The sequence below is a fragment of the Enterobacter sp. SLBN-59 genome (assembly GCF_024807915.1).
In the GTDB taxonomy this organism is placed as follows: domain Bacteria; phylum Pseudomonadota; class Gammaproteobacteria; order Enterobacterales; family Enterobacteriaceae; genus Enterobacter; species Enterobacter asburiae_B.
In genome coordinates, this window is record NZ_JANUFI010000001.1 from 204,421 (window position 1) to 219,408 (window position 14,988).

At 53.7% G+C, this 14,988-nt stretch carries 15 protein-coding genes and 3 tRNA genes; 11 read left to right on the forward strand and 7 right to left on the reverse strand.

From position 1 onward, the window contains the following. Positions 1-21: 21 nt before the first annotated feature. From tcyJ to sdiA, 5 genes are all read left to right on the forward strand, one after another. Complete coding sequence (tcyJ, locus tag M2422_RS00940) at positions 22-822, forward strand: cystine ABC transporter substrate-binding protein (protein WP_023336163.1); 801 nt, start codon at positions 22-24, stop codon at positions 820-822. A gap of 106 nt (positions 823-928) precedes the next feature. After that, entirely contained in the window at positions 929-1,915 is a 987-nt protein-coding gene (gene dcyD / locus M2422_RS00945; RefSeq protein WP_064672745.1) for a D-cysteine desulfhydrase, read from the forward strand. A gap of 21 nt (positions 1,916-1,936) precedes the next feature. Continuing rightward, positions 1,937-2,605 carry a cystine ABC transporter permease gene (gene tcyL, locus M2422_RS00950; protein WP_014884380.1) on the forward strand — a complete coding sequence of 223 codons (669 nt, stop codon included), beginning with the start codon at positions 1,937-1,939 and terminating at the stop codon, positions 2,603-2,605. Continuing rightward, complete coding sequence (tcyN, locus tag M2422_RS00955) at positions 2,602-3,354, forward strand: L-cystine ABC transporter ATP-binding protein TcyN (RefSeq protein ID WP_033145892.1); 753 nt, start codon at positions 2,602-2,604, stop codon at positions 3,352-3,354. Before tcyL ends, tcyN begins: the two co-directional genes overlap by 4 nt. 221 nt (positions 3,355-3,575) lie before the next feature. Then, positions 3,576-4,298 (forward strand): transcriptional regulator SdiA, encoded by a 723-nt coding sequence (gene sdiA, locus M2422_RS00960; protein WP_033145891.1) that lies wholly within the window; start codon positions 3,576-3,578, stop codon positions 4,296-4,298. Between the two features lie 66 nt (positions 4,299-4,364). Here sdiA and M2422_RS00965 read toward each other — a convergent pair whose 3' ends face one another. Beyond that, positions 4,365-4,589: a DUF2594 family protein gene (locus M2422_RS00965; protein WP_008500345.1), complete on the reverse strand. Its 225-nt coding sequence runs from the start codon at positions 4,587-4,589 to the stop codon at positions 4,365-4,367. A 466-nt stretch (positions 4,590-5,055) separates the two neighbouring features. Here M2422_RS00965 and uvrY point away from each other — a divergent pair, with 466 nt between their 5' ends. From uvrY to M2422_RS00995, 6 genes are all read left to right on the forward strand, one after another. Continuing rightward, positions 5,056-5,712, forward strand: a complete 657-nt coding sequence (gene uvrY / locus M2422_RS00970; protein WP_013096026.1) for a UvrY/SirA/GacA family response regulator transcription factor — start codon at positions 5,056-5,058, stop codon at positions 5,710-5,712. Next, positions 5,709-7,541 (forward strand): excinuclease ABC subunit UvrC, encoded by a 1,833-nt coding sequence (uvrC, locus tag M2422_RS00975; protein ID WP_032658637.1) that lies wholly within the window; start codon positions 5,709-5,711, stop codon positions 7,539-7,541. Before uvrY ends, uvrC begins: the two co-directional genes overlap by 4 nt. A gap of 56 nt (positions 7,542-7,597) precedes the next feature. After that, entirely contained in the window at positions 7,598-8,146 is a 549-nt protein-coding gene (gene pgsA, locus M2422_RS00980) for a CDP-diacylglycerol--glycerol-3-phosphate 3-phosphatidyltransferase (RefSeq protein ID WP_259139523.1), read from the forward strand. Between the two features lie 152 nt (positions 8,147-8,298). Further along, positions 8,299-8,374, forward strand: a tRNA-Gly gene (locus M2422_RS00985). Positions 8,375-8,420: 46 nt separating this feature from the next. Beyond that, positions 8,421-8,494, forward strand: a tRNA-Cys gene (locus M2422_RS00990). An 11-nt stretch (positions 8,495-8,505) separates the two neighbouring features. After that, positions 8,506-8,592: transfer RNA gene (locus M2422_RS00995), tRNA-Leu, on the forward strand. Positions 8,593-8,879: 287 nt separating this feature from the next. Here the strand turns inward: M2422_RS00995 and M2422_RS01000 are convergent. The 6 genes from M2422_RS01000 to M2422_RS01025 form a co-directional block, all read right to left on the reverse strand. Then, entirely contained in the window at positions 8,880-9,341 is a 462-nt protein-coding gene (locus tag M2422_RS01000; RefSeq protein ID WP_064672744.1) for an OB-fold protein, read from the reverse strand. Between the two features lie 366 nt (positions 9,342-9,707). Further along, positions 9,708-10,424, reverse strand: a complete 717-nt coding sequence (locus M2422_RS01005) for an ABC transporter ATP-binding protein (RefSeq protein ID WP_094935629.1) — start codon at positions 10,422-10,424, stop codon at positions 9,708-9,710. Beyond that, positions 10,421-11,296 (reverse strand): ATP-binding cassette domain-containing protein, encoded by an 876-nt coding sequence (locus tag M2422_RS01010; RefSeq protein WP_064672742.1) that lies wholly within the window; start codon positions 11,294-11,296, stop codon positions 10,421-10,423. The genes M2422_RS01005 and M2422_RS01010 overlap by 4 nt, the downstream gene beginning before the upstream one ends. After that, positions 11,293-12,567, reverse strand: coding sequence for a high-affinity branched-chain amino acid ABC transporter permease LivM (gene livM, locus M2422_RS01015; protein WP_064672741.1), 1,275 nt, complete (start codon positions 12,565-12,567; stop codon positions 11,293-11,295). The genes M2422_RS01010 and livM overlap by 4 nt, the downstream gene beginning before the upstream one ends. 11 nt (positions 12,568-12,578) lie before the next feature. Continuing rightward, the gene (locus tag M2422_RS01020) at positions 12,579-13,493 is read right to left on the reverse strand and encodes an ABC transporter permease subunit (protein WP_033145886.1); all 915 of its coding nucleotides are present in this window, start codon (positions 13,491-13,493) and stop codon (positions 12,579-12,581) included. A gap of 99 nt (positions 13,494-13,592) precedes the next feature. Next, positions 13,593-14,714 carry a branched-chain amino acid ABC transporter substrate-binding protein gene (locus tag M2422_RS01025; protein WP_064672740.1) on the reverse strand — a complete coding sequence of 374 codons (1,122 nt, stop codon included), beginning with the start codon at positions 14,712-14,714 and terminating at the stop codon, positions 13,593-13,595. Positions 14,715-14,988: the final 274 nt, after the last annotated feature.

Here is a 14,988-nt window from a genome sequence, read left to right on the forward strand (position 1 = left end):
TTCCACTATATCGGGGTATTTATGAAATTTGCACTTCTGGGTCGTCAGGCGCTGATGGGTGTTATGGCCGTTGCGCTGGTTGCGGGCATGAGCGTGAAAACGTTCGCCGCTGAAAACCTGCTGAATAAAGTAAAAGAGCGCGGTACGCTGCTGGTCGGGCTGGAAGGAACCTATCCTCCGTTCAGCTTCCAGGGCGATGACGGTAAGCTGACCGGTTTTGAAGTGGAGTTTGCTGAAGAGCTGGCGAAGCACCTCGGCGTTAAAGCGTCACTGAAACCGACCAAATGGGACGGTATGCTGGCCTCGCTGGATTCCAAACGTATTGATGTGGTGATTAATCAGGTGACCATTTCTGACGAGCGTAAGAAGAAATATGACTTCTCTACGCCGTACACCGTGTCCGGTATTCAGGCGCTGGTGAAGAAAGGCAACGAAGGCGGAATTAAAACTGCCGCGGACCTGAAAGGGAAGAAAGTCGGTGTCGGTCTGGGTACCAACTACGAAGAGTGGCTGCGCCAGAACGTGCAGGGCGTGGATATCCGCACCTATGATGATGACCCGACGAAATACCAGGATTTGCGCGTGGGCCGTATCGACGCCATTCTGGTTGACCGCCTGGCAGCGCTGGATCTGGTGAAGAAAACCAACAATACCCTGGCGGTAGCGGGTGATGCGTTCTCTCGTCAGGAATCAGGCGTTGCCGTTCGTAAAGGTAACGAAGACCTGGTCAAAGCGATTGATTCCGCGATTGCTGACATGCAAAAAGACGGCAGCCTGAAGGCGCTCTCCGAGAAGTGGTTCGGTGCAGACGTCACCAAATAAGTCTTTGACGTAAAAAAAGGCGCTTTTAAAAGCGCCTTTTTTATTTCTTTCGCGTCTGCGTGCATAATGAAAAATATCGCATTTTGTCAGAGTTACCGGAGAACCCATGTCACTACAGAATTTAACGCGCTTTCCCCGCCTGGAGTTCATCGGCGCGCCGACGCCGCTGGAGTACCTGCCGCGATTTTCTGATTATTTAGGGCGCGATATTTTTATTAAGCGTGACGACGTGACGCCGATGGCGATGGGGGGCAATAAGCTGCGCAAGCTGGAGTTTCTGGCGGCTGATGCACTGCGCGAAGGCGCGGATACGCTCATTACTGCCGGTGCTATCCAGTCCAACCACGTTCGTCAGACGGCGGCAGTGGCGGCAAAGCTCGGGCTCCACTGCGTGGCATTGCTGGAAAACCCGATTGGCACGCGGGCAGAAAACTATCTTACCAACGGTAACCGCCTGCTGCTGGATCTGTTTAACGTGCAGGTCGAAATGGTGGATGCGTTGACCGACCCGACCGCCCAGCTCGACGAGCTGGCGACGCGTCTGGAAGCGCAGGGGTTCCGCCCCTACGTTGTCCCCGTCGGCGGTTCGAACGCGCTGGGCGCGCTGGGGTATGTGGAGAGTGCGCTGGAAATCGCGCAGCAGTGCGAGGGCGCGGTAAGCCTCTCCTCCGTGGTTGTTGCGTCCGGCAGTGCGGGCACGCATGCCGGGCTGGCGGTGGGGCTGGAACAATTGCTGCCGGACGTCGAACTGATTGGTGTGACGGTGTCCCGCAGCGTCGCGGATCAGAAGCCGAAAGTGGTCACTTTACAACAGGCGGTAGCCGCGCAGCTGGAGCTGAAGGCAAAGGCCGATATTCTGCTCTGGGACGACTATTTTGCGCCGGGTTACGGCACGCCTAACGAAGAGGGCATGGAGGCGGTGAAGCTGCTGGCGCGCCTCGAGGGGATACTGCTCGATCCGGTCTATACCGGCAAAGCGATGGCCGGACTGATTGACGGCATTGCGCAGAAACGCTTTAAGGATGAAGGGCCGATTTTATTTGTCCATACCGGCGGGGCGCCTGCGCTGTTTGCCTACCATCCTCATGTCTAAAAATCAGGTCGAAAAATAATAATGCAAGAAAGTATTCAACTGGTTATTGATTCTCTGCCGTATCTGCTGAAAGGTGCGGTATTTACGTTACAGCTCAGTATCGGCGGGATGTTCTTCGGGCTGGTGCTGGGATTTGTGCTGGCATTAATGCGCATGTCACCCATCCTGCCGGTACGCTGGCTGGCGCGCTTTTATATCTCCGTATTTCGCGGCACGCCGCTTATCGCCCAGCTCTTTATGATTTACTACGGCTTGCCGCAGTTTGGTATCGAGCTGGACCCGATCCCCGCAGCGATGATTGGTCTGTCGCTCAATACCGCGGCGTACACCTCTGAAACCCTGCGAGCGGCGATCTCCTCCATTGACAAAGGGCAGTGGGAGGCGGCGGCCAGTATCGGGATGACGCCATGGCAGACGCTGCGTCGGGCCATTCTGCCGCAGGCTGCGCGCGTGGCGCTTCCACCGCTCAGCAACAGCTTCATTAGCCTGGTGAAAGATACGTCCCTGGCGGCAACGATTCAGGTACCGGAACTGTTCCGTCAGGCGCAGCTCATTACTTCGCGCACGCTTGAAGTCTTTACCATGTATCTGGCCGCCTCGCTGATTTACTGGGTGATGGCGACGGTGCTGTCTGCTCTGCAAAACTACTTCGAAAACCAGCTTAACCGCCAGGAGCGTGATCCAAAATGAGTGCTATCGACGTCAAAAACCTGGTGAAAAAATTCCACGGTCAAACGGTGCTCCACGGAATCGATCTTGAAGTCGGGCAGGGTGAAGTGGTGGCGATTATCGGACCAAGCGGTTCGGGAAAAACGACGCTGCTGCGCAGTATTAACCTGCTTGAACAGCCGGAAGGCGGCACTATTCGGGTAGGGGAGATAACGATTGATACCGGGAAATCCATTAGCCAGCAGAAAGGGTTAATTCGCCGCCTGCGCCAGCATGTCGGCTTCGTTTTCCAGAGCTTTAATCTCTTCCCGCACCGTACGGTGCTGGAGAACATTATTGAAGGACCGGTCATTGTAAAAGGTGAATCGAAAGAGGACGCGACGGCGCGCGCGCGCGAACTGCTCGCTAAAGTCGGGCTGGCGGGGAAAGAGACCAGCTATCCGCGCCGTCTGTCGGGCGGGCAACAGCAGCGCGTGGCGATAGCGCGCGCGCTGGCTATGCGCCCTGACGTGATCCTTTTTGATGAACCGACCTCTGCGCTCGATCCGGAACTGGTGGGTGAGGTGCTTAACACCATTCGCCAGCTGGCGCAGGAAAAACGGACGATGGTGATCGTGACGCATGAAATGAGCTTTGCACGCGATGTGGCTGACAGAGCCATCTTCATGGATCAGGGGCGGATTGTGGAGCAAGGGCCAGCGAAAAGCCTGTTCGCTAATCCTCAGCAGCCGCGAACCCGTCAGTTCCTTGAAAAATTCCTGATGCAGTAGCATTTTTGCACTAATTTGCTCCAGAAATTTAGGCTGGAGCAAATTATTCTCCCTTCGGGGGCAGTCGTTTGTTTTTTTATTCCATCCGGCCCGGATAAACCTTATCAATAGTAAAGTTAATTGTGCTAATGCCGATATTTTGTAGTTAGAAAAAAGTTTTATGTGTTAGGTTATATTCACCATAATAATGATTATCTTTTCAGAGGCTTCATTTAGTAAGTATGAAGGATTCAGACTTTTTCACCTGGCGACGGGATTGCTCCCTCCGGTTTCAGGAATTGACCTGTGTCGACGAGGTATATCAGGAATTACAGCGACAAACTCAGACGCTTGAATTCGATTGTTACTCGCTCTGCGTGCGCCATCCCGTGCCGTTTACCCGGCCTAAGATCTCTGTGCATACCACTTACCCAAAGCAGTGGATGGCGCAATATCAATCCGCGAACTATTTCGCTATTGATCCCGTCTTAAAGCCGGAGAATTTCATTCAGGGTCATTTACCCTGGACAGACGCATTATTCGCTGACGCGCAGGAATTATGGCACAGCGCGCAGGACCACGGTTTACGCGAGGGAATAACGCAGTGTCTGATGTTGCCTAATCATGCGCTCGGCTTCCTGTCTGTTTCCCGTACTAGTGTACTGGAAGGGCCGTTTGCCCGTGAGGAAATAGAACTGCGGTTGCAAATGCTGGTGCAAATGGCCTTAACTTCTCTGGTGCGTTTTGAAGATGAGATGGTCATGCCACCTGAAATGAAATTCAGCAAACGCGAGCGCGAAATTCTGAAATGGACTGCGGAAGGGAAGACATCAGCGGAAATAGCGATCATTCTCTCTATCTCAGAGAATACCGTTAACTTCCATCAGAAAAATATGCAGAAGAAATTCAACGCGCCTAACAAAACCCAGATTGCGTGCTACGCGGCGGCAACGGGACTGATCTGACGGGATAATACGTTCTGCGTGACAGACGAGCAAACGGCTGAATGCACTGCATCCAGCCGTTTTTTGTTACTGGCGGTAGGCTTGTTTGATTTGCTTAACGGTGTTAGCAAATACCGCAGATTCAGCCTGGTCTTCCATCTCCGCGATTTGTTTTTCCATTTTAATGATCACACGACCGGCATCCGCCTGGCCCATCGCCTGCAGCATCAGCGTCAGCAGTGCTTTCAGGCAGTTTACTTCCTGTGCCAGTTCCTGGTTATTCTCCGCAGTGGCAAATTCAGGTGTGCTCATTTATTTTCCTCATTATTTAACGGCGCTAAAGCGCGACGACGAAAGTCAAGGCGGCGGAGTATACCACAAGCTGAAGCAAAAAATGCAGCGGTTGTTTTTCGTACTTTTACGTGGATGTTTAATTGCGTAAACAGAACGCACCGGTAAACTAAACCGCCGTGAAAGGCTATTAATTGTTTATGCCCGGTTCGCTTGCCGTTAATTATTGTTACAAAAATTTGAGATCTGTTTTTTTGCAGGAAAAGCCTGAAAGTTTTTTGTAACTTTTTGAATACAGATGCTTAAAAAAAGCTGCAAAAGCCCTGAATGCATGGTCTCTCTTTCCACGTACTGTACAGCCTAATTTCCAAAAACGAGAGCAAAATCGAATAGCCGGTTTTTTAACGTTTTAATCTTGCGAGGAAAACCGTTAATATAAACCAAATTATCACTCAGTAGCGTTATCCCTATTCTGGAGACATTTCCTTTGATCAACGTCCTTCTTGTTGATGACCACGAACTGGTGCGCGCAGGGATACGACGCATTCTTGAAGATATTAAAGGTATTAAAGTTGCCGGTGAAGCGTGCTGCGGCGAAGATGCGGTAAAATGGTGCCGCACAAACTCGGCCGATGTGGTACTGATGGATATGAACATGCCCGGTATCGGTGGCCTTGAAGCAACACGCAAAATCGCGCGTACCTTTGTTGATACCAAAGTCATCATGCTGACCGTGCATACCGAAAACCCACTGCCCGCGAAAGTGATGCAGGCGGGCGCAGCGGGCTACCTGAGTAAAGGTGCTGCGCCGCAGGAAGTCGTCAATGCAATCCGTTCCGTGTTTGCCGGACAGCGCTACATAGCGTCCGACATTGCCCAGCAGATGGCGCTGAGTCAGATTGAGCCCGAAAAAACCGAATCACCGTTTGCCAGTTTGTCCGAGCGTGAATTGCAGATTATGCTGATGATCACCAAAGGTCAGAAGGTGAATGAGATCTCGGAGCAGCTGAATCTCAGCCCGAAAACGGTGAACAGCTATCGTTACCGGATGTTCAGTAAACTGAACATTCATGGTGACGTTGAACTGACGCACCTGGCCATCCGGCACGGTTTGTGTAATGCGGAGACGTTGTTAAGTCAGTGAGTGATGTGTTCGATTCAAAAGCATTTCTGAAAACCGTAACCAGCCAGCCTGGCGTCTATCGCATGTATGACGCTGGCGGTACGGTTATCTACGTGGGGAAGGCAAAAGATCTTAAAAAACGCCTCTCCAGCTATTTTCGCAGTAACCTGGCCTCCCGAAAGACCGAAGCGCTGGTCTCACTCATTCAGAATATTGATGTCACCGTCACGCACACCGAGACAGAAGCGCTGCTGCTTGAGCACAACTATATTAAGCTCTACCAGCCACGCTATAACGTCCTGCTGCGTGATGATAAGTCCTACCCGTTTATTTTTCTGAGCGGCGACACCCACCCGCGCCTCGCGATGCACCGCGGTGCAAAACACGCTAAGGGAGAATACTTCGGGCCGTTCCCTAACGGCTATGCCGTGCGTGAAACGCTGGCGCTGCTGCAAAAAATCTTCCCTATCCGCCAGTGTGAAAACAGCGTTTACCGTAACCGCTCTCGCCCGTGCCTGCAGTACCAGATTGGACGCTGCCTGGGGCCCTGCGTGGAAGGGCTGGTAAGTGAAGAAGAGTATGCCCAGCAGGTGGATTACGTGCGCCTGTTCTTAGCCGGAAAAGACGATCAGGTCTTAACGCAGCTGATCGCGCGGATGGAAAAAGCCAGCGCCGCACTCGAGTTCGAAGAGGCCGCGCGTATCCGCGACCAAATCCAGGCGGTGCGCAGAGTCACTGAGAAACAGTTTGTCTCGAATACCGGTGACGATCTCGACGTCATCGGCGTAGCCTTTGACGCCGGGATGGCCTGCGTGCACGTGCTGTTTATTCGCCAGGGCAAAGTGCTCGGCAGCCGCAGCTATTTCCCGAAAGTGCCCGGCGGTACTGAACTGGGTGAAGTGGTGGAAACCTTTGTCGGCCAGTTCTATCTGCAGGGGAGCCAGATGCGCACGCTGCCTTCTGAGATCCTGCTCGATTTTAATCTTGACGATAAAACCCTGCTGGCCGATTCGCTCTCTGAACTGGCGGGCCGCCGGGTGAATGTACAAACCAAACCGCGCGGCGATCGTGCACGTTATCTTAAGCTGGCGCGAACCAACGCGGCGACGGCACTCACCACTAAGCTGTCGCAGCAGTCGACGGTCAACCAGCGTTTAACGGCCCTGGCGACGCTGCTGAAGCTTCCGGAAGTGAAACGGATGGAGTGTTTCGACATCAGTCACACGATGGGAGAACAGACGGTGGCCTCCTGCGTGGTGTTTGATGCGAATGGCCCACTGCGCGCCGAGTATCGCCGCTACAACATCACCGGGATCACGCCGGGCGATGACTATGCGGCCATGAATCAGGTGCTGCGTCGTCGTTATGGTAAAGCCATAGAAGAGAGCAAAATTCCGGATGTGATCCTGATTGACGGCGGGAAAGGGCAGCTCGGCCAGGCGAAAGCGGTATTTGAATCGCTTGATGTCAGCTGGGATAAAAACCATCCGCTGCTGCTGGGTGTTGCAAAAGGGGCCGATCGTAAGGCCGGTCTGGAGACATTGTTCTTCGAGCCGGAAGGCGAGGGCTTCAGCCTGCCGCCGGACTCCCCGGCGCTGCACGTCATCCAGCATATTCGCGATGAATCACACGATCATGCCATCAGCGGTCACCGCAAAAAACGGGCGAAGGTGAAAAATACCAGTAGCCTGGAAACGATCGAAGGCGTGGGGCCAAAACGTCGCCAGATGCTGCTGAAATATATGGGCGGATTGCAAGGATTACTCAACGCCAGCATGGAGGAAATTGCAAAAGTGCCGGGTATTTCGCAAGGGCTGGCAGAAAAGATCTACTACTCGTTGAAACATTGAGGGCTCTGTAGCAACATAGAGCTAAATTTTACTGACAACAAACAGTTACCGTCATTATGCAATTTAATATCCCTACGTTGCTCACTCTCTTTCGTGTTGTACTCATCCCTTTCTTTGTACTGGCGTTTTACCTGCCGGTCGTCTGGGCACCTTTCGCCTGCGCATTGATCTTCCTGATCGCAGCGGTCACCGACTGGTTTGATGGCTATCTGGCGCGCCGCTGGAATCAAAGCACCCGTTTCGGTGCCTTCCTCGATCCGGTGGCAGACAAAGTGATGGTCGCTATCGCCATGGTGCTGGTAGCCGAGCACTATCATACCTGGTGGGTGACGCTGCCCGCGGCAACCATGATCGGCCGCGAGATCATTATCTCTGCGCTGCGCGAATGGATGGCGGAACTGGGCAAACGCAGCAGCGTGGCGGTCTCGTGGATTGGTAAAGTCAAAACGACGGCGCAGATGGCGGCGCTGGTCTGGATGCTCTGGCGTCCGAACGCCTGGGTTGAGTGGGCGGGAATTGGTCTGCTGTGGGTGGCGGTAGTGCTGACGCTGTGGTCCATGCTGCAATATTTGAACGCTGCGCGCGGGGATTTGCTTGATCAGTGATCGTTTCGCCGTAATTTTCAGCAAACGATCCAGGGATGCAAAAAATAACGTTGACTCATAACGTCATATCAGTAGAATGCAACGCATCGAACGGCGGCACAGCAAGCCGGACGATAATGAAATCAAGTGGTTAGAAGTTTACTTGATGACATGCGGGAATAGCTCAGTTGGTAGAGCACGACCTTGCCAAGGTCGGGGTCGCGAGTTCGAGTCTCGTTTCCCGCTCCAGATTAAAGACATGCGCAGTAGCGGGTGTCAGTTTGAAAAGTTTTACGGCGCGTTAGCAAAGCGGTTATGTAGCGGATTGCAAATCCGTCTAGTCCGGTTCGACTCCGGAACGCGCCTCCACTTTCTTCCCTGGCCGGATGGTGGAATCGGTAGACACAAGGGATTTAAAATCCCTCGGCGTTCGCGCTGTGTGGGTTCAAGTCCCACTCCGGCTACCATGGGAAACAAAGAATAATCAAAGCAATAAGCAGTGTCGTATAAACCACCGAAAGGTGGTTTTTTTATTTTCTGATTTCGCTCTCCGATTATTATTCCAGCTTTTCGCAAGTACAGCCAGGCGATTACATCATCGCGTCTACATATCTTTATGTTACCCCGATACTGCAACGCGATTGGCGTGTGGAATAAGGGTATTATATAAGCATATCAGGTATGGATAAGTGGCATGATGTTGGCGACAGGATGGATCGGGAGAATGGAATGGGAGGGCAACCCTCCCGATTCGTTATTTTGCGAATAAACAATCTCGTCCAGAAGGAGCACCCATTACTCGGATCATTTTTTTACAAATAACAGTGACCTGCTGTCCTTTTTTCATTGCTGCAGCAGTAGCCTTTTCTGAGTTTTCCATCTCCATTCGTGCAGGCATGAACTGGTTGTCTGTTTGTAAGCCGATGATAATTGAGTCTGTAAAATCTTTATCAATCGACTGAACAACTCCCTTGACTGCGATGAGCTTACCTTTCATGTTTTCATCGGTTGCAACTTCATTTTCTTCATAAGCTTTAAAAAGCTGCCTTGCGGAGGTTGTAAACACTTCTTTTTGCGGTACTGACTCTTGCGTATCCGCAACTGATGCAGAAGACGAAGTCGCGCCTGCTTCAGATTTGTCGTTTTTACCGACGATATATCCCAGAACCATCAAAGCAATAAAAATATAGAAAATCCATTTAATAAATTTCTTCATGTAATCACCTGTTAGCTAATAGTTTTGCTGTGTAAGTAATGTGAGGTTTTCACCTTATTACTTTATCGCATAAGGATGCTTATTGCCTATAAAAAGGATTTACGCGAGTAAATTATTTTATCCTTTTTCAAGGAAAGCATTGTTGTGATATCCCAAAAAGGGGAGCTTAAGACTGCTGACAAAGTATCTTTTTGCGTTCCTCCCGCTGGAGCTACGCTTGCTCGGGCCTACAATAAATAGTGCGATTTATTGATATAGTTTTGGCTTAGAGGAGAAGAAGCGCAGCGACACACGTCATGAAAGGCAGCTGAATCGCCGATGTTAAACAGTATAAAGGTGATTCGATGGCGCATGAACATCGTGTAGTCAAACCCCGCCCAAATACGCCTTCCTCACCTCCTGATTTCCCAGCAGCTCCTCGCCGCTGCCGCTCAGCCGGATCTGCCCGTTAACCATCACATACCCGCGGTCGGAAAGCTTCAGCGCGTGATGCGCATTCTGCTCCACCAGAAAGATGGTCATGCCGTTGCGGGCCAGCTCGCGCAGCGTCTGGAAGATCTGTTTCACCACAATCGGCGCCAGACCGAGGCTCGGTTCATCCAGCAGCAGCAGCTTCGGACGGCTCATCAGCGCCCGGGCGATCGCCAGCATCTGCTGCTCTCCGCCGGACATGGTCATCGCGCGCTGCTTGCGTCGCTCCTTGAGGCGAGGGAAGAGGTCGAACATGGTTTGCATATCCTCAGCGGCAAACTGGCTGCCGATGGGGATGGTCCCCATCAGCAGGTTCTCTTCAACGGTCATATCCGGGAAAATTCGTCTGCCTTCCGGCGCCTGCGCGATGCCGCCGGACGCGACGTAGTGGGTGGATTTATGGCTGATATCTTCACCGCCGAAAAGGATCTGTCCGCTGCGAATGCGGGGCTGGCCAAAGATGGACATCAGCAATGTCGATTTACCCGCGCCGTTTGCGCCAATCAGCGCCACGGTTTCACCTTTATTGACTTCGAGGGAAACCTGTTTAAGCGCCTGAATGGCGCCATAAAACACATCCACCTCGCGAAATGCCAGCAGCGGTTCGCTCATAGGTTGACCTCGCTTTCATCCGTACCCAGGTAGGCGGCAATGACCTTTTCATCATGCTGGATCTGCTCGGGTTTTCCCCTGGCAATAACATCCCCGTGGTCGAGCACGATAATGTCGTCCGAAATCTCCATCACCATCCCCATATCATGCTCAATCAGTAATACCGTGATGTCATGATGATCCCGCAGAAAACGAATAATGCTGCTGAGCTTATGCGTTTCAACCGGGTTAAGCCCGGCGGCGGGTTCATCCAGACAGATCATTTCCGGCCCGGTGCACATTGCTCGCGCAATTTCCAGACGCCGCTGCTGGCCGTACGACATCTCTCCCGCCAGGCGATTGGCGCACTCCACCAGATCCACCACTTCCAGCCAGTAGAAGGCCCTGTCCAGGGCGTCGTTTTCCGCCCGCCGGTATGCCGGCGTATTTAAGATCCCGGCGAGCAGATTGCGGTTAACGCGCATATGCTGCGCAACCAGCAGGTTTTCCACGACAGACATCTCGCGAAAAAGACGGATATTTTGAAACGTGCGGGCCAGCCCTGCGCGGTTGACCAGATGCGTTCCGCCAAACATTTTGTAGAACAGACGCTGCCCGAACTGCGCGGGGTTAATCCAGTCACCCGGCTGGAATTTTTGTCCAAGCACCTGAATAACGTTGGTCGTTCTATGGCGGGTATTAAATAAAATGTTGCCGCCGGAGGCCCTGTAGAAGCCCGTCAGGCAGTTAAACACGGTTGTTTTTCCCGCCCCGTTTGGCCCAATAAGGGCGGTAATTGAGCCACGCTGTACGTCCAGGTTGACGTCGTTTAGCGCCTTAATTCCGCCGAAGTGCATCATCAGATGTTCAACGCGTAATATCGTTCCGTTCATGGTGCGACACCCTTACGCACGGCGAACCCGCTGCGGTTAATGCGGATCAAACCGCGCGGACGCCAGATCATCATCACCACCATGAGCATGCCAAACAGCAGGACGCGGTACTCGGCAAAACTGCGCAGCAGTTCCGGCGTTACGGTGAGCACAAAAGCGGCCAGCACTACGCCAAGCGTCGAGCCCATACCGCCCAGGACCACGATGGCGAGGATCAGCGCCGATTCAAAGAACGTGAAGGAGGTCGGGTTCACGAACCCCTGATAGGTGGCGAAGAACACCCCGGCAATCCCTGCGGTCGATGCGCCCAGCGTAAAGGCCGACAGCTTAACCAGAACATGATTTAACCCCATCGAGCGGCAGGCAATTTCGTCTTCACGCAGGGCTTCCCACGCCCGACCAATCGGCATCCGCGTCAGGCGGTGCTTGATATAGAGCACCAGCATCACCACCAGGAACAGCACCGCGTAGATAAAAATAAACTTCATGTTCGGGTTGTAGGTCAGGTGGAAAAATTCGTGGAAGGGCACGCCGCCTTCTTTCGCGCGTCGCCCAAATTCCAGACCGAAAAAGGTGGGGGGAGGGGCCGACACGCCGTTTGGTCCGCCGGTGAAGGTCAGCCAGTTGTTCAGTATCAGACGAATGATCTCCCCGAACCCGAGTGTGACGATGGCCAGATAGTCACCGTGCATGCGCAGTACCGGGAAACCGAGCAGGGCGCCTGCGGCGGCGGCCATGATTGCCGCCAGCGGCAGCATGCTCCAGAAACCTAAGCCGAGATACTGGTATCCCAGCGCCAGACCGTACGCCCCAATTGCGTAGAACGCGACATATCCCAGATCCAGCAGGCCGGCCAGACCCACGACGATGTTCAGCCCCAGACCGAGAAGCACGTAGATCAGCCCGAGAATGGCGACGGTCAGCACATATTTCGTGGCGACAAACGGAAAGCAAATCGCAAGAGCAATTACCAGAGGAATAATCCAGCGCATGCGGCTTTTGTATTCCGGTGGCCGGACATATACGCCCGCGCTATCGGCTTCGAAGCGTGCCTGGAAACGGGCGCCCGCGGCGGTACCTAAAAAGGCGCTCAGCAGAAAACGCCCGAGCATGACGATGCCGACCATCCAGGCCAGCCGCTGCCCGGCGAAGTTAAAGCTGTAACCGTCCAGCACCACGCCCGCAATGGGGCCGAAAATAATCAGCGCAATCAGCCCGGAAAAAATCGCGTCCAGAATGCAGCGTTTAAGTGAAAAACCGTGTGATGTCATCATTCTCTCCCTCACACTTTGGCCACAAACGGGCGCCCAAGAAGGCCCTGGGGACGGAAAATCAGGATCATGACCAGCAGGCCGAACGAAAAGACATCTTTATAGTCCGAGTTCACCATGCCCGAGAACTGGGCTTCCGCCACGCCCAGGATAAGGCCACCGAGCATGGCGCCGGGGAGGGAGCCGATGCCGCCGAGTACCGCCGCGGTAAAGGCTTTAATGCCGATCACGAACCCGACGTAGAAATCAAAGGTGCCGTAATTCATGGTGATCAACACCCCCGCCAGACCGGCCATCGCCGCGCCGATGACAAAGACCAGCGAAATAATCCGGTCGGTGTTAATGCCCAGAATGGAGGCCATCTTACGATCCTGCTGTACCGCGCGGCACATCCGGCCCAGCCGGGTATGGTTGATAATCCAGGTGAGCACCAGCATGCCGGCAAACGATGCAACCAAAATAAACACTTTGGTGTAGGTTATCTGCACGAAGCCGTCGCCCAGATGCAGGCGAATCACGCCGTCCAGCATGGTCGGCACCCCTTGCTGACGCGGACCCTGGCTCAGCTGCGCGTAGTTTTGCAGGATAAGCGACATCCCGATGGCGGAGATCAGCGGCGCCAGGCGCGTGGAGTTGCGCAGCGGCTTGTAGGCGATACGCTCGATGGTCCAGCCGTACACCCCGGTAACCACAATGGTGAACACCAGCGTACCCAGAATCAGCAGCGGGAACGACTGCAGACCGAAGAACGAGAGCAGCGCCAGACCAATGGCGCAGAGATAGGCGGAAATCATATACACTTCGCCGTGGGCGAAATTGATCATCCCGATAATGCCGTACACCATGGTGTAGCCGATGGCGATTAAACCGTAGACGGAGCCCAGCGTTAAGCCATTGATTAACTGTTGCAGGAAGAATGTACTCATCTTAGCGCGCTCGTTTTATAGGCTGCGCGATGCGCGCAGCCTGATGTTTATTACGCGCCGACGGGCAGGCCCGCCGACGTTGAGCGTGACTCCGTCCCGTTACTGCACTTCCTTATATTTGCCTTTGTCGTCCCACTGGTACACCACATAGTCAGACACTTTCAGATCGCCTTTGCTGTCCCAGGCTTTTTTGCCCATCACCGTGTCGACGGAATTGGCTTTCAGCCACTCGCTGGCTTTGGCGGAGTCCTTGCCGCCGGTGGCCTTGAAGGCTGCGGCAATGGCCTGTACGGAGGCATAGGAGTAAAGGGTGTAACCTTCCGGCTCGAATTTACCGGCGCGGAATTTCTCAATAACCGCTTTACCGTCCGGGATCAGGCGCGGATCTTTACCGAAGGTCATGTAAATGCCGTTCGTGTATTGCGGGCCCCCCGCGGCGGTCACCATCTCTTCGTTGACAATGCAGTCGCCGGAGAAGAATTTCGCCTGCACGCCCTGTTCACGCATCTGGCGAACCAGCGGACCGGCTTCCGGGTGACAGCCACCGAAGAACACGACGTCCGGTTTTTGCGCGCCGATCTTGGTCACCAGCGCGTTAAAGTCTTTTTCACCGCGGGATAACCCCTCATACATCACATCCTGAACCCCGCGTTTCGCCAGCGCCGCTTTGGTGGCGTCAGCCAGACCCTGACCATAGGTGTCTTTATCGTGAATAATCACCACGCGCTTGGCTTTCAGCTTGTCGATGATGAAGTCGCTGGCAACCTGACCCTGCTGATCGTCGCGTCCGCACATGCGGAACATGTCGCTCATGCCGCGTTCGGTGATCAACGGGTTAGTTGAGCCGGGGGTAATCGCAATAATGCCCGCATCGCTATACACCTCGGAGGCGGGCATTGTGGAAGAGGAGCAGAAATGGCCGACCACGGCGTTGACTTTATCCTGGTCAACTAAACGGTTGGCGACGGCCACGGCCTGCTTGGGCTCGCAGGCATCATCCCCCTGAACCAGTTTGATCTTCTCGCCGTTAATGCCGCCTGCGGCATTAATGTCTTCAGCGGCCTGCGTTGCGCCGTGCCAGTACTGATCGCCATAGGTGGCATTCGGACCCGTGAACGGCCCGGCCACGCCAATCACAATATCTGCCCGGGCGGAAAACGCCGTCACCAGGCAACCGGCCAACACAAGAGAAAGAGGACTTCTGATTAATTTCAGCGACATTATTATGTTCCTTAGCAAAGAGGTTTTTGCACCACGGCGTAAACCCGAACGCCCGACGGCGCAGCCAATCCGAAACACGAGCAAGAACAAAATGCACTAAACGAACAAGATACAGACGGCATCCTGCATATTACGGCGAGATTTCCCTGCGCAGAGGCGCGCGAAGAACGTTAAGCAAAAACGTTGCCAGAATGGTTAACCCATTGACGGGCATGCGACATGTTTGAGTATAGAGCGCCGCATTATGCCGCCTTGCGGGAGGAGAAGAAATTAC

Excerpts from the sequence above, each read along its gene's own strand:
- tcyJ (WP_023336163.1), top strand. The coding sequence starts at position 22 with ATGAAATTTGCACTTCTGGGTCGTCAGGCGCTGATGGGTGTTATGGCC.
- dcyD (WP_064672745.1), top strand. The coding sequence starts at position 929 with ATGTCACTACAGAATTTAACGCGCTTTCCCCGCCTGGAGTTCATCGGC.
- tcyL (WP_014884380.1), top strand. The coding sequence starts at position 1,937 with ATGCAAGAAAGTATTCAACTGGTTATTGATTCTCTGCCGTATCTGCTG.
- tcyN (WP_033145892.1), top strand. The coding sequence starts at position 2,602 with ATGAGTGCTATCGACGTCAAAAACCTGGTGAAAAAATTCCACGGTCAA.
- sdiA (WP_033145891.1), top strand. The coding sequence starts at position 3,576 with ATGAAGGATTCAGACTTTTTCACCTGGCGACGGGATTGCTCCCTCCGG.
- M2422_RS00965 (WP_008500345.1), bottom strand. The coding sequence starts at position 4,589 with ATGAGCACACCTGAATTTGCCACTGCGGAGAATAACCAGGAACTGGCA.
- pgsA (WP_259139523.1), top strand. The coding sequence starts at position 7,598 with ATGCAATTTAATATCCCTACGTTGCTCACTCTCTTTCGTGTTGTACTC.
- M2422_RS01000 (WP_064672744.1), bottom strand. The coding sequence starts at position 9,341 with ATGAAGAAATTTATTAAATGGATTTTCTATATTTTTATTGCTTTGATG.
- M2422_RS01005 (WP_094935629.1), bottom strand. The coding sequence starts at position 10,424 with ATGAGCGAACCGCTGCTGGCATTTCGCGAGGTGGATGTGTTTTATGGC.
- M2422_RS01010 (WP_064672742.1), bottom strand. The coding sequence starts at position 11,296 with ATGAACGGAACGATATTACGCGTTGAACATCTGATGATGCACTTCGGC.
- livM (WP_064672741.1), bottom strand. The coding sequence starts at position 12,567 with ATGACATCACACGGTTTTTCACTTAAACGCTGCATTCTGGACGCGATT.
- M2422_RS01020 (WP_033145886.1), bottom strand. The coding sequence starts at position 13,493 with ATGAGTACATTCTTCCTGCAACAGTTAATCAATGGCTTAACGCTGGGC.
- M2422_RS01025 (WP_064672740.1), bottom strand. The coding sequence starts at position 14,714 with ATGTCGCTGAAATTAATCAGAAGTCCTCTTTCTCTTGTGTTGGCCGGT.